The organism is Pseudoalteromonas luteoviolacea NCIMB 1944 (genome assembly GCF_001625565.1).
Taxonomy (GTDB): Bacteria; Pseudomonadota; Gammaproteobacteria; order Enterobacterales; family Alteromonadaceae; genus Pseudoalteromonas; species Pseudoalteromonas luteoviolacea_F.
The window spans coordinates 62,025-75,661 of the sequence record NZ_AUXS01000027.1; the positions used below are offsets into that span (position 1 = coordinate 62,025).

15 protein-coding genes and 3 tRNA genes are annotated in these 13,637 nt (G+C 43.2%); 15 read left to right on the forward strand and 3 right to left on the reverse strand.

What is annotated here, in order from left to right; translation table 11 throughout:
- Positions 1-353 precede the first annotated feature (353 nt).
- On the forward strand, positions 354-1,151 hold the full coding sequence (locus N483_RS10525; RefSeq protein WP_023402213.1) for a M48 family metallopeptidase: 798 nt from the start codon (positions 354-356) through the stop codon (positions 1,149-1,151).
- A 44-nt stretch (positions 1,152-1,195) separates the two neighbouring features.
- On the opposite strand, the gene N483_RS10530 is transcribed toward N483_RS10525, so the two are convergent.
- A complete protein-coding gene (locus N483_RS10530) occupies positions 1,196-1,708 on the reverse strand; it encodes a M48 family metallopeptidase (RefSeq protein ID WP_036977442.1) in 513 nt (170 codons plus the stop codon).
- A 70-nt stretch (positions 1,709-1,778) separates the two neighbouring features.
- Here N483_RS10530 and N483_RS10535 point away from each other — a divergent pair, with 70 nt between their 5' ends.
- Positions 1,779-2,195 (forward strand): GFA family protein, encoded by a 417-nt coding sequence (locus tag N483_RS10535; RefSeq protein WP_023402211.1) that lies wholly within the window; start codon positions 1,779-1,781, stop codon positions 2,193-2,195.
- A 41-nt stretch (positions 2,196-2,236) separates the two neighbouring features.
- On the opposite strand, the gene N483_RS10540 is transcribed toward N483_RS10535, so the two are convergent.
- Positions 2,237-2,437 (reverse strand): hypothetical protein, encoded by a 201-nt coding sequence (locus N483_RS10540; RefSeq protein WP_023402210.1) that lies wholly within the window; start codon positions 2,435-2,437, stop codon positions 2,237-2,239.
- 68 nt (positions 2,438-2,505) lie between these two features.
- On the reverse strand, positions 2,506-3,354 hold the full coding sequence (locus N483_RS10545; protein WP_023402209.1) for a DUF72 domain-containing protein: 849 nt from the start codon (positions 3,352-3,354) through the stop codon (positions 2,506-2,508).
- A gap of 195 nt (positions 3,355-3,549) precedes the next feature.
- Here N483_RS10545 and aspS point away from each other — a divergent pair, with 195 nt between their 5' ends.
- The 13 genes from aspS (at position 3,550) to N483_RS10610 (ending at position 13,594) form a co-directional block, all read left to right on the forward strand.
- The gene (aspS, locus tag N483_RS10550; RefSeq protein WP_023402208.1) at positions 3,550-5,331 is read left to right on the forward strand and encodes an aspartate--tRNA ligase; all 1,782 of its coding nucleotides are present in this window, start codon (positions 3,550-3,552) and stop codon (positions 5,329-5,331) included.
- 110 nt (positions 5,332-5,441) lie between these two features.
- On the forward strand, positions 5,442-5,963 hold the full coding sequence (ruvC, locus tag N483_RS10555) for a crossover junction endodeoxyribonuclease RuvC (RefSeq protein WP_023402207.1): 522 nt from the start codon (positions 5,442-5,444) through the stop codon (positions 5,961-5,963).
- Between the two features lie 2 nt (positions 5,964-5,965).
- Positions 5,966-6,583 (forward strand): Holliday junction branch migration protein RuvA, encoded by a 618-nt coding sequence (ruvA, locus tag N483_RS10560; protein WP_023402206.1) that lies wholly within the window; start codon positions 5,966-5,968, stop codon positions 6,581-6,583.
- A gap of 2 nt (positions 6,584-6,585) precedes the next feature.
- Positions 6,586-7,587 (forward strand): Holliday junction branch migration DNA helicase RuvB, encoded by a 1,002-nt coding sequence (ruvB, locus tag N483_RS10565; protein ID WP_023402205.1) that lies wholly within the window; start codon positions 6,586-6,588, stop codon positions 7,585-7,587.
- A gap of 806 nt (positions 7,588-8,393) precedes the next feature.
- Entirely contained in the window at positions 8,394-9,098 is a 705-nt protein-coding gene (gene tolQ, locus N483_RS10570; protein ID WP_023402204.1) for a protein TolQ, read from the forward strand.
- Positions 9,085-9,513 (forward strand): protein TolR, encoded by a 429-nt coding sequence (gene tolR / locus N483_RS10575; RefSeq protein ID WP_023402203.1) that lies wholly within the window; start codon positions 9,085-9,087, stop codon positions 9,511-9,513. Before tolQ ends, tolR begins: the two co-directional genes overlap by 14 nt.
- The gene (gene tolA / locus N483_RS10580) at positions 9,513-10,454 is read left to right on the forward strand and encodes a cell envelope integrity protein TolA (protein WP_023402202.1); all 942 of its coding nucleotides are present in this window, start codon (positions 9,513-9,515) and stop codon (positions 10,452-10,454) included. Before tolR ends, tolA begins: the two co-directional genes overlap by 1 nt.
- A gap of 54 nt (positions 10,455-10,508) precedes the next feature.
- Positions 10,509-11,822 (forward strand): Tol-Pal system beta propeller repeat protein TolB, encoded by a 1,314-nt coding sequence (gene tolB, locus N483_RS10585; RefSeq protein ID WP_231105444.1) that lies wholly within the window; start codon positions 10,509-10,511, stop codon positions 11,820-11,822.
- Positions 11,823-11,863: 41 nt separating this feature from the next.
- Positions 11,864-12,397, forward strand: coding sequence for a peptidoglycan-associated lipoprotein Pal (gene pal, locus N483_RS10590; protein ID WP_023402200.1), 534 nt, complete (start codon positions 11,864-11,866; stop codon positions 12,395-12,397).
- A 17-nt stretch (positions 12,398-12,414) separates the two neighbouring features.
- On the forward strand, positions 12,415-13,170 hold the full coding sequence (gene ybgF / locus N483_RS10595) for a tol-pal system protein YbgF (protein WP_023402199.1): 756 nt from the start codon (positions 12,415-12,417) through the stop codon (positions 13,168-13,170).
- 151 nt (positions 13,171-13,321) lie between these two features.
- A tRNA-Lys gene (locus tag N483_RS10600) sits at positions 13,322-13,397 on the forward strand.
- Positions 13,398-13,421: 24 nt separating this feature from the next.
- Positions 13,422-13,497, forward strand: a tRNA-Lys gene (locus N483_RS10605).
- Positions 13,498-13,518: 21 nt separating this feature from the next.
- Positions 13,519-13,594 (forward strand) — tRNA-Lys (locus N483_RS10610).
- Positions 13,595-13,637 lie beyond the last annotated feature (43 nt).

Below are 13,637 nucleotides of genomic sequence, written 5' to 3' on the forward strand. Positions count from 1 at the left end.
GTTACTAGATCACAAATGCGATAAAGGAAGTTTCGTAAAATGAAAAAGTAACTTGTATAGCAGGCACACTTTTGGCACTGGTCGGTAATTTGTTACAAGAAGCGAACTCCCATAAGCAAGGAGCAAAACATTGGGCTTGTATCAAATAATCAACAGCGAAGAGCAACAATGAAGGAGCACCGTCGGCACCTTTGTGGTACTGAAGGTACGTTGATTAATCAGTTTAAATCTCAGTTGTAAGCTGGTAAACAACAGGAGGGGGTGTAAGTCGACTTGTTGTCTCTAGTCAAATTCATCCGTTGTAGTTTATTATTGAGTTTAAATAGCGAGCCAGTAATAACGTAGGAAGTATTATGAAACGAGTAGTCGTTTGTATCTTGGCAGCTGCGCTGCTGAGTGGATGTAAAACATCACCAACGGGAAGAACGCAAATTATGATGTTCCCCGAGCATAAAATGAATGAGTTGGGTGCGGCGAGCTTTGATCAGATTAAAACAGAACAGCCTATCGAAGCTGATACAAAAACAAATCAATATGTAAAATGTATTGCAGATGCACTGATAGCTCAGCTGCCAAATAAATACGCTCAGCAAAACTGGGAAGTTGTGGTATTTAAAGATGACAGCGCGAATGCATTTGCATTGCCTGGTGGGAAAATTGGCGTACATACAGGACTGCTAAAAGTAGCCAAAAATCAACATCAACTGGCGGCAGTGATGGGCCATGAAGTTGGTCATGTAATTGCACAGCACGGTAATGAACGCATGACGCAAAGTAGCTTTTTACAAGCGGGTTTACAGGTGAGCAATGCGGTATTAGAAATGAATGATGTACAGTACCGCAACGCCATTATGCAAGGACTCGGTGTTGGGGCACAAGTTGGCGTGGCATTACCATTTGGCCGAGCGCACGAAAGTGAAGCCGATATTATAGGTCTTGAACTCATGGCAAAGGCGGGCTTTAAACCCATAGGGTCGGTTGAGCTTTGGCAAAATATGGAAAAGCTGGGTGGAGATAGGCCTATGGAGTTTTTGTCGACACACCCATCACCTGACAACAGAATAGAAAAGTTAAACAGTAAAATGGCTGAAGCCAACAATTTGTTTAGAGCGGCTCAGCAACAGGGGTTAAAGCCGCATTGTAAGGTGTAATCGAGTTTGGCAAAGGTCAAGCAACGCTTTGCCTTTGTCACACATTAACTCTGCGTATAAAAGTTTAACCCCAGCTCATCCAATACCACAAATAGCCGCAGGTCTAATTCTAATTGATGATAGTCGGGCTCCATATTACAACACAAATTGTAAAATGCTTTGTCGTGTTCGGCATGTTTGAAGTGGGCTAACTCATGCACGATTAAGGCGCGTAATATTGCTTCTGGCGCGTACTTTAGCTGGTTGTTCAATGCTATATCGTAGCGCGCTTTCAGCTTTTGGCCATGGCGGTGCTGCTTGTGAGTATGAGTACCGAGCGTCCCTTTCATCATATCGGTATGTTTGTTAAAACTGACGTTATTTAATCGTGGTGTATTCTTCAGATAACGCTGTTTTAAGGCCGTACAATATTGATATAGGGCCTGCTGATTTTGTAATTGGTGGCCCAACGGATATTTGCTTTTGAAATAAGGCTGCAACTTCTCATCTGCTATCAGTGTTTTCACCTGGGCTTGTAAACTGTCGGGGTAGTGCTGGAAATACTTTAATTGTTGCATTTTTTGCGCTTGGAACATGGCCGTTTTAAACGTATTCTATCGCGTGATTATAACGCAAGGAAAAGAGTAAATGTATAAGGCGAGTTGTTTATGCAATGCGGTTCAGCTAGAGATCAATGGGCCCATTGAAAGTATTATTCACTGTCATTGTTCCCTGTGTAGAAAGTCCAGCGGAACGGCCTATGCGACCAATGGTTTTATTGCGACGTCCTCATTGAAAATAGTAGCGGGCAAGGAGTTGATCCAATCCTATGCCTTTAAGCCTGGCAAGCTGAGGCATTTTTGCAGCCGCTGTGCGTCTCCTGTGTTTAGTTCCAATGCTGAACTACCGGAAAAATTACGTCTAAGGCTTGGGATACTTGATTCGGATATTGAAGAGCGACCCGCGTCACATAATTTTGTGTCGTCAAAAGCAAATTGGGACGAAATAAATGCTCAGATCCCCCACTATGACGAATTTGAACCGGGAAGAATGAAAGTTAAGTAATTCGGTTGTAGAAAAGGTGAGTGCGGCGCACTCACTTCCTATTATTTGTAAGTTTCCATCGTGCAGCAGTCTGACGCACGAGAATTACCACCACTAGGGCCTAAGGCTGCTTGGCAGCAGTCTGATGCACGGGAGTTGCCCCCAATCTGGCCGCCGGCAACTTCGTTAGTCTGGGCTTTTGGGAGACGTACTTTATCGAAAGATAGAGTTTTGACTGGTTTTTTTTGTAGTTTGAGTATCATGGTTAGTCCTTATTTATTTTTATATAATCCAATTTCACCTTGCCAGTCTTAAGGTGCGCTGTCAAACTTCACAGCAATGACTGCTGTGTAGGTTGTTGTTCTGCTGGAAAAGGCAGGAGGACTTTGTGCTCTATACCTAAATCTTGAATAAACTGCCTTGCAAGCAGCGGTGCGTCGTAATTATCCGCAGTATGGAAAAAAACGATAGGCTCCTTTCCTTGTGTTATCCAGGTATCTATCTTTTTTAACCAAGGTTGATAAAAAGGTCGATTATTCTCAAGTACAGAGCAGCCAACAAAGCGCAACATGGGGCGATTGCCCGTAGCAATTACGTTGACAGGTACTCGTGGCTTTTTACGCTGTGCGTCTTCAATAGCTGTTGTGCTCGGCGCTTCGCTAAATAGAGGGCGTGTATCCATCATGATGCGGTTAATGCCATTACTCATCAAAAATTGGTTTAAGCGTCTTTCATGGTCGTCTTTTCGAAAAAACGCCAAATTGCGCACCTCTATGCCAAGGCATAGTTCACGCGGCAATTGTGCAATGAAGCTTTGTATTCTTGATAGGTGTTCCGGTCCGCAACTTGCCGGCAGCTGTAACATGACCATGCCTATTTGATCAAACAGCGGTGCGAATAGGCTCAACCAGGTTGCTAGCTCTTTTTGGCAATTTTGCAGTGCCAATTCGTGAGAGATGAGTTTAGGTAATTTGAAAGTAAACTTAAAGTCATCAGGGACGGCGTTCTTCCACTGTAATACGGTCTCAGGTTTTGGGTTTGCGTAAAAGCTAGTGTTGCCTTCAACACTATTGAACATAGTTGAGTATTCGCTGAGCATATTTGCATTACTGCAGTGTTTACTAAAGAAACGTCCTTTCCAGTGCGATGAGCTCCATTGTGGGCAACCTAAATACAACATAGTTATCTTCGTTTGTGCTTTTTTTTGAGTTTATCAAATTGAGAGTACCTAAAAAAATCAACTTTGCGAAGATTCCTTGCTTTATAAGGATGACAAAGCCCCCCAGTTTTATATAATTGGCGATTATTTTTGTTAATTACGATAGCGATAGGCTGGATAGCACTTTTCATGCAGGCCTAAGCAAATAGGAACGATATGCGCTCTATATACTGCGGAAATTTAAATAAAGACCACGTAGGTCAAGAAGTCGAATTATGTGGTTGGATCAACAAGCGCCGTGACTTAGGTGGATTAATTTTCGTCGACTTAAGAGACCGAGAAGGTTTGGTTCAAGTTGTTTTTGACCCAGAAGTTGAAGGCTTGATGGACGTTGCGAATACGCTGCGCCAAGAGTTTTGTGTGAAAGTGACAGGTAGTGTACGTGCTCGTCCTGACAGCCAAGTTAACAAAGACATGGCGACAGGTGAAGTTGAAATCCTTGGCACAGGCCTTGAGATCATTAACCGCTCTGAACCTTTACCGCTAGACTTCAATCAGCAAAATTCAGAAGAGCGACGTCTAAAGTACCGTTACTTAGATCTTCGTCGTTTAGAAATGAGCGATCGAATTAAACTGCGAGCGAAGGCATCTAGCTTTGTTCGTCGTTTCCTAGATACCAATGATTTCTTAGACATTGAAACGCCAGTATTGACTAAAGCAACACCAGAAGGTGCGCGTGATTATTTGGTACCAAGCCGTGTACACAAGGGCAGCTTCTACGCACTGCCGCAATCACCACAGCTATTCAAACAATTGTTAATGATGTCTGGTTTTGACCGCTATTACCAAATCGTAAAATGTTTCCGTGATGAAGATTTACGTGCTGACAGACAGCCTGAATTTACTCAAATCGATTTAGAAACGTCATTTATGAGCTCTGATCAAGTACGTGAAGTAACAGAGCGCATGATCCGTGAAATGTGGCAAGAGCTACTGAATGTAGACTTAGGTGAATTCCCTACGATGCCATATGAAGAAGCGATGCGTCGTTTTGGTTCGGATAAGCCAGATTTGCGTAACCCACTAGAGCTTATCGACGTTGCAGATATCGTTAAAGATGTCGAGTTTAAAGTACTAGCTGGTCCTGCGAACGACGAAAAAGGTCGCGTTGCTGTACTAACTGTGCCAGGTGGTGCTGAATTGTCTCGTAAGCAAATCGACGAGTACACTAAGTTCGTTGGAATTTATGGCGCGAAAGGTCTTGCTTGGATGAAGGTGAATGACCGTGATGCAGGTATGGAAGGTGTACAATCACCAATCGCTAAATTCTTAAACGAAGACGTGATCAGCGCTTTACTAGAGCGCACAAATGCACAAACTGGCGATATCATCCTATTCGGTGCTGATAAGCGTAACGTTGTTAACGAAGCAATGGGTGCACTACGTTTGAAAGTTGGTTTGGACAGAGAGATCACTGATCTTAACAAGTGGGCACCGCTTTGGGTTGTTGACTTCCCGATGTTTGAAGAAGATGACGAAGGTAACTTGCATGCTGTACACCATCCGTTTACGGCGCCAAAAGATATCAGTGCACAAGAACTCGAAGCAAACCCTGCGGCAGCGATCTCTGATGCGTACGATATGGTACTTAACGGCTATGAAGTCGGTGGTGGTTCAGTTCGTATCCACAACAACGAGATGCAGCAAGCAGCATTTAGAATTTTAGGTATTGAAGAGCAAGAGCAGCAAGATAAGTTTGGTTTCTTACTCGATGCACTGAAGTATGGTACACCACCACATGCTGGTTTGGCGTTTGGCCTTGACCGCCTTGTGATGTTGTTATGTGGTACAGATAATATTCGCGATGTGATTGCATTCCCTAAAACAACTCAGGCATCTTGTTTGATGACCAATGCGCCAAGTGTTGCAAACCCAGATGCATTAACTGAGCTTGCGATTGCAGTGCAAGTACAACAAGAACAAAGTGAAGAGCAGTAATCACTGACTTTCTATGAAAAGGCGGCTTTAATAGCCGCCTTTTTTGTTTAACACTGGAAATCCATACAGTATTTTGGCATGATGTTGAAAAAAGCAAAGAGGGCAGTGCCTTGGCAGTTATTTTGGGCATAGACCCTGGTTCGAGGTTTACAGGTTACGGCGTTATTGAGCATCAAGGTGCAAAATTTAAGTACCTTGGTAGTGGCTGTATTAAAGTTGGAGAGCATGATTTCCCAACTCGGTTAAAAATGATCTTTCAAGGTATAAGCCAATTAATAGAACAGTTTTCACCGGACAGCTTTGCGATAGAGCAAGTATTTATGGCGCACAACCCAGATTCTGCATTAAAGCTTGGGCAAGCGCGAGGAGCGGCCATTGTTGCTGCGACGATGCAAGATGTCATTGTCCATGAATATTCAGCGAGACAAATTAAGCAGGCAGTGGTTGGCACAGGTGGTGCAAATAAAACTCAGGTGCAAGAAATGGTTAAACGCATTTTAAAGTTACCCGGTACACCTCAAGCAGATGCAGCAGATGCTTTAGCGATTGCAATTTGTCATGCGCACTCTGAACAAAACTTAATTCGTTTGGCAGGTAATGCTAAGAAAACAGTTCGTGGAAGGTTAAGATAATTATGATAGGTAAATTAAGTGGTACTTTATTAGAGAAGCAACCGCCAGAAATTTTGATTGATGTAAATGGTGTGGGCTATGAAGTACAAATGCCAATGACTTGCTTCTACGAGCTACCAAGTACAGGTCAGCCAGCTGCAATATTCACTCATTTTGTTGTTCGCGAAGATGCTCAGTTGCTTTTTGGCTTCAATCATAAAACTGAACGGGCGCTATTTAGAGAGCTGATAAAAGCGAATGGTGTGGGACCTAAGTTAGCTTTGGCGATTTTGTCAGGGATGTCGGCCGAGCAATTTGTACATTGTGTTAATCAAGGTGATGCGTCTACACTGGTTAAGATCCCGGGAGTGGGGAAAAAAACCGCTGAACGCCTAGTCTTAGAAATGAAAGACAAGTTGAAAGACTTTGGCCATGACTTGTTCACGCCATTCAGTGACAATGCAGTTATTCCACCTCAGGACAATCCGACTGTGGGTAACTTACCTGCGGATGACGCAATTGCTGCGCTGGTGGCTTTGGGCTACAAAGCTGCGCAAGCACAAAAAGCAGTTAAAGCAGTGAAAGGCGAAGGTTTAGATACAGAAACCATTATTAAAGAAGCCCTTAGATCTATGATGTAATTATGATAGAAGCAGACAGACTAATTGAACCTGAAGTTCAAGGTAATGAAGAGCAAATTGATAGGGCTATTCGCCCTAAGCTGCTGAGTGACTACACAGGCCAGCCTCATGTTAAACAGCAAATGGAAATCTTTATTGAAGCGGCAAGATCGAGAGACGAAGCGTTAGACCATTTGTTGATATTTGGACCTCCTGGGCTCGGCAAAACGACCCTTGCCAATATTGTCGCCAATGAATTGGGTGTAAACATAAAGACGACTTCAGGGCCTGTGCTTGAAAAAGCAGGAGATTTGGCAGCAATGCTAACAAATCTTGAAGAAGGTGATGTGTTATTTATCGATGAGATACATCGCCTAAGCCCTCAAGTTGAAGAGATTCTGTATCCGGCAATGGAAGATTACCAGCTAGATATCATGATAGGCGAAGGACCTGCTGCGCGTTCAATTAAATTGGACTTACCTCCCTTTACTTTGGTGGGAGCAACAACACGCGCAGGTTCATTGACGTCACCGCTGCGAGATCGCTTTGGTATTGTGCAAAGGCTTGAGTTTTACTCGGTCGATGATTTATCACAAATTGTCAGCCGCTCGGCACACTTTTTAAATCTAGAAACAACCGAAGAAGGTGCGCGTGAAGTTGCTAAAAGGGCACGCGGTACTCCGAGGATCGCCAATCGTTTGTTGCGGCGAGTAAGAGACTTTGCTGATGTAAAAGGTGATGGTAGCGTTGACAAGCACATTGCAAACCAAGCGCTCGATATGGTGGATGTCGACAAATGTGGCTTTGATTATATGGACAGGAAGTACTTGCTGGCAATTATTGAGAAGTTTACAGGTGGCCCTGTTGGTCTTGATAACTTAGCTGCTGCAATAGGGGAAGAAAAAGAAACCATTGAAGATGTCATAGAGCCTTACCTAATCCAGCAAGGATTTATCCAACGTACGCCAAGAGGGCGTATTGTTTCAGACCGAGCTTATCTACACTTTGACCTTTCCAGAGAGTAACTCTCATTGAGCCATAGTTTTTACTGTGGCTTTTTTATTTGCATGCGTTATTTCCTAGCAATGCCAAATTTTGGGCAAAAAAAAGCCCGCACATGTGTGCGGGCGAAAACAACAAGTTGAAGGAAGTAATCCAGGGAACTGATGAGTCTGTTAAGGTTTTATCCAAAAGTTTCTCATCAAAAGCAACAGAGTAAATCAGAACTCTATCACTCGGTAACTGGCTTTGCATTGCGTTAAGCAGTGCGCTCAGTACAGGGTGTATATTAGAGATATTCTGGTTCGTTATCAAACTAGAAAAATTACAACTTTCGAATAAAAAAAACTAATGCGAAATGTATTTACTATTTCTTACATAGTCGAAAGGATGCAATATTGTGTTTTATAAATATATGAAATATAAGGCTTTGTACTATTTATGCGCAAAATGTAAATATTAGATAATCTGTTGTTAATTGGTATTACCAATGTGTTTTTGAGCATTTATTCGCGCAAAGTGAATAAATCCTTGCATTTATGCAGGGCGAGTAAATATTTACGCTCTCTTTGGCGGCGAAGAATAAAAATGTTAATAAAACAGTAAAAGCAACAAACCAAATGGATTTATGTGAAAAATATCCTTATTTAGGGGCATAAGTGTCGTAGGATGAAGCATTGTGTTATTTATCGACATTTAAGCTAATTTTATAGCTTTGACGTTGTAAGGCATTATTTGTGTGGTTAAACTACCTGAACCTTTTGTCGTGCTTGAAGTCTATCTGTTGAAAGGCGCCATGCCGGGTACACAATATTATTAGGAGTGTTAAAACGTGGAATCGGGTTTAAATTTCATCGATCTAATTTTAGAAGCCAGTGTGTTGGTTCAACTTGTTATGTTGACGTTAGTCGGCATGTCCATCGCCTCATGGGCGATTATATTCCAGCGCCGCTCTGTGATTGCTGAAGCACAAAGTGATGCCCGTAAGTTTGAGCAACAATTTTGGTCAGGTATGGACTTAGGTAAGTTATATAATGAAATCACGGCACGATCAGGCAGTTCGAAAGGATTAGAAGCGTTATTTGTTGCTGGGTTCAAAGAGTTTGCAAGGCATAAGAAGAATAACACGGGCTCAGCAAATATGATTTTAGATGGCACACATCGTTCGATGCGTGTAGCGTTATCGCGAGAAGTAGAAAAGCTAGAGTCGAGTTTGTCTTTTCTTGCTACAGTTGGATCTATCAGCCCCTACATAGGCTTATTTGGTACTGTATGGGGTATCATGAACGCTTTCATCGCTTTAGGTAATGTTAAGCAGGCAACTCTGCAGATGGTTGCGCCAGGTATTGCAGAAGCGCTGATCGCAACTGCAATGGGCCTATTTGCTGCAATCCCTGCGGTGATGGCGTACAACCGTTTTGCGAAACATGTAGAAAAACTGGAAGTGAACTATGCCAATTTTATGGAAGAGTTTGCCAATATTTTGCATCGTCAAGCAGCCACTTTAGTGGAGAGCAAAACCAATGTATCAGCCTAAAAAAAGAAGACCGGTTGCTGAGATCAATGTAGTTCCCTACATTGATGTCATGTTGGTGCTGCTGATCATCTTTATGGCAACAGCACCGCTTATCACCCATGGGGTAAAAGTTGATTTACCCCAAATGCAAGAATCCGATCTGGTTGAAACCCAAGATGCGCCACCAATAATCGCCACCATTGATGCTGAAGGGAAATATTACGTGTCTGTAGGCACAAACCCAGAAGCACCAATGGATGCAGTAGAAGTCGCTGCGGTTATAAAGCTTAAATTGCAACAAAACCCTGACACGCCAGTAATGATTAAAGGATCTGGTCGCGTGTCATATCAAGAAGTTTTACTGCTGATGGACTTTTTGAAAAATGCAGGTGTGCCATCTGTGGGGCTTATGACAAAATCATTCGAGGATAATTAATGGATGCGTTAACAAGCGGAATTATCAAGTCGTTTCTGCTTCACTTCGCGTTAGCTGGTATGTTGTTCGCGTCGGCTAACCTACAAATGTCAAAGCCTACGGTCATGCAAGTGCAATTAAACCCGGTTATGGAAGAGACGCCGGATGAAAAAGTGGTGTCTGCAATCTCCGTAGACCAACAGGCTGTAGAGCGCAAGGTTGCAGAATTGAAGCGCAAAGAAGATGCACAAAAGCGTGCAGAAGAAAAGCGTATTCGCGATTTGGAACGCCGTGCTGTGCAAGCGCGAAAAGACCGAGAAGCTGAGGCCCGTAGGATTAAAAAACTTGAACAACAGCGTCAGGCTAAACTTGCTGAAAAGCGCAAAGCTGAAGCTCAAGCCAAAAAGGCTCGAGAAGTAGAGAAAAAGCAACGCGCGGATGCAGAAAAGGCTAGAAAGGAAAAGTTGCAGGCTGAACAAGCAGCAAAAGCGGCGGCAGAAAAGCGTAAGTCTGAGGAAGACCGTTTAAGAGAAGCTGAAGCCAAGCGCAAGCGTCAAGAAGAAGAAGCGAAGCGCAAAGCACAAGAAGCTGAGCAAGCACGACAAAAAGCATTGCAAGAACAATTGTTACAAGAGCAGTTAGCTCAAGAGCAGGCTGCGCGCGCAAAAATTAGACAGCAACAAGTGCTTGGCGAAGTAGACAAGTACAAAGCACTTATAATGCAACGTATTCAATCTAACTTACTTATTGATGAGAAAATGAAAGGAAAACAGTGTCGCTTGAACATACGCCTAGGCTTTAATGGTCTTGTGACTCAAGCAAAATCATTAGGGGGAGATAAGTTAGTGTGCGAAGCGGCACTGAGGGCCGTGCGCATGGCGGATACACTGCCTGTTTCAAAAGACAAAGATGTTTTTGAACAGCTTAAAAATATTAATTTAACGATTAAACCAAATCTTTAAAGGAAAACCATGTTAAAGCATTTTAAAAACATATTTCTGGTTTTTGCTTTTGGTATGACGACTTTGGCTCATGCGGCACTTGAGATCGTCATTACTGAAGGTGTAGACAGCGCAAGACCAATTGGGGTTGTGCCTTTTAAATACATCGGCAACGGTAGCGTCCCTTCAGAGATAAGCACAGTCATCGCGGCTGATTTGATGCGCAGCGGCAAATTTAAGGCTGTTTCTGAAGAGCAAATGCCACAGTTGCCTACTACGGATGAAGATGTGGATTACGATGCATGGGTTAGTCTAGGTGTCGAAGCAATCGTCGTTGGCACAATCACTCAGCAACCGGCTAATCGCTATTTGGTTAAGTATGAGCTAATTGATGTCTTGCGTGCTCAGATCACCGGTGGTGAAACGCGTATGATGAGTAATGGCAAACTAATGAAAAGCCAAGACCATATTTTGGAAAGTCGCCAAAGTGTGATCGATAGTGATTCGTTCCGCTACTATTCACACCAGATCAGTGATGTGGTTTACGAAGCACTGACAGGTGAACGTGGTGCATTTAGAACAAAAATTGCGTATGTGATTGTTCGTGAAGAGCAAGATAAGCCGTATCAGCTAGTTGTTGCCGACTACGATGGCTTTAATGAGCAGGTGTTACTGCGTTCGAAAGAACCATTAATGTCACCAGCTTGGTCACCTGATGGCAATAAGCTGGCCTATGTGACTTTTGAAAATCGCCAATCACAAGTTTATATTCAAGATATATATACCGGTAAACGTGAAAAGTTAACCAGCTATCCCGGTATTAACGGAGCGCCACAGTTTTCACCTGATGGCTCACAGATGCTGGTCGTGTTATCAAAAGACAAAGGCGGCGCGACAGAAGTCTATGTAATTGACTTAGAAACACGCGTGGAAAAGCGCTTAACTAAGCATAGAAGTATAGATACCGAGCCAAGTTGGCACCCAAATGGCCGAGAAATTGTGTATACGTCTGAAAGGGGTGGTAATGCCCAGATTTATAAGTTAAATTTAGACTCTGGTAGATCTAGACGCGTTACATTCGATGGTGATATGAACTTAGCGGGTTCAATTACGCCGGATGGTAAACAATTAGTAATGGTAAATCGCACGCTAGGTCAGTACCATATAGCAAAGAAAGAATTTGATTCAGGGCTGTTTCAGGTGTTAACTCGTACGAGACTCGATGAATCACCGAGTATTGCGCCGAACGGCTCTATGATTATTTACAGTACCCTGCATAATAATAAGCAGGTTTTGGCCCTGGTGTCGATGGACGGTCGCTTTAAAGCGAGACTGCCTGTGCTTGACGGGCAAGTGAAGGCACCGGCCTGGTCGCCATTTTTACAGTAATTTTTACTGGTTAGACTTATAAAGATATAGGAATATACTCGATGCAACTTAACAAAACTTTAAAGGCTTTATTGGTAGCGTTGCCTGTAATGACTTTAGCTGCATGTAGCTCATCATCTGGTGATGTTGAAGGTGGTGATAGCCAGCAAACCAATGCTGCTTCTAACAGCAACGACAAGGTTGATGTAAATACAATCGACCGTCCAAAAACTGCTGAAGAGAAATTACAAGAGAAGTACACTCAGTTGCGTCAAGAGCAAATCGTATACTTCGATTTTGACCGCTCTACAGTACGTAGCGAATATGTTGAGTTACTACAAGCACATGCAGACTTCCTAGTTAAAAACCCAAGCGTAAAAGTACTTGTTGAAGGCCATGCGGATGAGCGCGGTACTCCTGAGTACAACATTGCACTTGGCGAGAGCCGTGGTAAGTCTGTTGCTAAATACCTTGAGAGCCTAGGTGTTTCTGATAGCCAAATCTCAGTAGTGAGCTATGGTGAGGAAAAGCCAATGGTTAAGTCGCGCACTGAAGAAGCTTTTGCTAAGAACCGTCGCGCGGTATTGGTATACTAATTTAGACAAGAGATGTTATGAAGCCGAAAACTATTTTGGCAGCCATCATCTTTCTTAGCGGGAGCTCCCAAGTCTGGGCAGCTCCCGCTACTGTTTATGATGCTGCAAATAATCAAAAGTCGCTTGAACAGCGCGTTGCTGAACTTGAAAAAATGATGACCAATCGGAATCGAGTGCAAGCAGATCTTCAATTACAGTTGCAGCAATTGCAAGACGAAGTAAGCCAAGTACGCGGTTTTACCGATGAGCAAAGTTATAAGCTTGAAAAGGTACTACAGCGTCAGCGCGAGCTTTATCAAGAAATTGAAAATCGTGTTAGCCAAGTTTACGAGCAAACTAAGTCGGATATAGCAGCTACTGCCATTCCAACAGTGGGTGAGCAAGCAGTAAGCTCAAACCTGTCTGAAAATGAAGCCTATGACCGCGCCGTTGCCTTAATTATGAAAGATAAGCGCTATGATGCGGCTATTCCAGAGTTTCAGAGCTTTTTGCAACAATTCCCAGAGTCTGTGTATATTCCAAATGCACATTATTGGCTAGGGCAGCTACAATCAATTAAGAGCAAGCCTGCGGAAGCAATTAAGCACTTTACTATTGTGGTCGAACAGTTTCCTGATTCAAACAAACGCCCTGATGCGATGCTAAAGCTGGGTACTCTGGCTGCGAATGCAGGTGACAAGGCCAAAGCGACGCAATTATTCAATGCGTTGATAAAAGAATACCCAAGTACGACTGCTGCAAAATTAGCAACAGAGCGGTTATCTAAGCTGTAATCAGCTGCTTTATGTACACAGTGGTGTAAAAATAGGCGCTTAGACATAAAATTTAAAAAAAACAGCGTAATTCAGTTGCACTAGAATTTTAAATAAGTATTATAAGCGCCCGCAGCAGGCGATACGGTATCGACTTCTTGCTGCAATGAGTGGGTCATTAGCTCAGTTGGTAGAGCAGTGGACTTTTAATCCATTGGTCGATGGTTCGAGTCCATCATGACCCACCACTTTTGCTTAAATTTGATATGAGCGGGTCATTAGCTCAGTTGGTAGAGCAGTGGACTTTTAATCCATTGGTCGATGGTTCGAGTCCATCATGACCCACCATTAAGCTTAAAATTCCCGAGCGGGTCATTAGCTCAGTTGGTAGAGCAGTGGACTTTTAATCCATTGGTCGATGGTTCGAGTCCATCATGACCCACCATTTTAAGTTGTCTTCATATCCTCGAGCGGGTCATTAGCTCAGT

Coding starts and splice junctions, on each gene's coding strand:
- N483_RS10525 (WP_023402213.1), top strand. CDS start 354: ATGAAACGAGTAGTCGTTTGTATCTTGGCAGCTGCGCTGCTGAGTGGA.
- N483_RS10530 (WP_036977442.1), bottom strand. CDS start 1,708: ATGCAACAATTAAAGTATTTCCAGCACTACCCCGACAGTTTACAAGCC.
- N483_RS10535 (WP_023402211.1), top strand. CDS start 1,779: ATGTATAAGGCGAGTTGTTTATGCAATGCGGTTCAGCTAGAGATCAAT.
- N483_RS10540 (WP_023402210.1), bottom strand. CDS start 2,437: ATGATACTCAAACTACAAAAAAAACCAGTCAAAACTCTATCTTTCGAT.
- N483_RS10545 (WP_023402209.1), bottom strand. CDS start 3,354: ATGTTGTATTTAGGTTGCCCACAATGGAGCTCATCGCACTGGAAAGGA.
- aspS (WP_023402208.1), top strand. CDS start 3,550: ATGCGCTCTATATACTGCGGAAATTTAAATAAAGACCACGTAGGTCAA.
- ruvA (WP_023402206.1), top strand. CDS start 5,966: ATGATAGGTAAATTAAGTGGTACTTTATTAGAGAAGCAACCGCCAGAA.
- ruvB (WP_023402205.1), top strand. CDS start 6,586: ATGATAGAAGCAGACAGACTAATTGAACCTGAAGTTCAAGGTAATGAA.
- tolR (WP_023402203.1), top strand. CDS start 9,085: ATGTATCAGCCTAAAAAAAGAAGACCGGTTGCTGAGATCAATGTAGTT.
- tolA (WP_023402202.1), top strand. CDS start 9,513: ATGGATGCGTTAACAAGCGGAATTATCAAGTCGTTTCTGCTTCACTTC.
- tolB (WP_231105444.1), top strand. CDS start 10,509: ATGACGACTTTGGCTCATGCGGCACTTGAGATCGTCATTACTGAAGGT.
- pal (WP_023402200.1), top strand. CDS start 11,864: ATGCAACTTAACAAAACTTTAAAGGCTTTATTGGTAGCGTTGCCTGTA.
- ybgF (WP_023402199.1), top strand. CDS start 12,415: ATGAAGCCGAAAACTATTTTGGCAGCCATCATCTTTCTTAGCGGGAGC.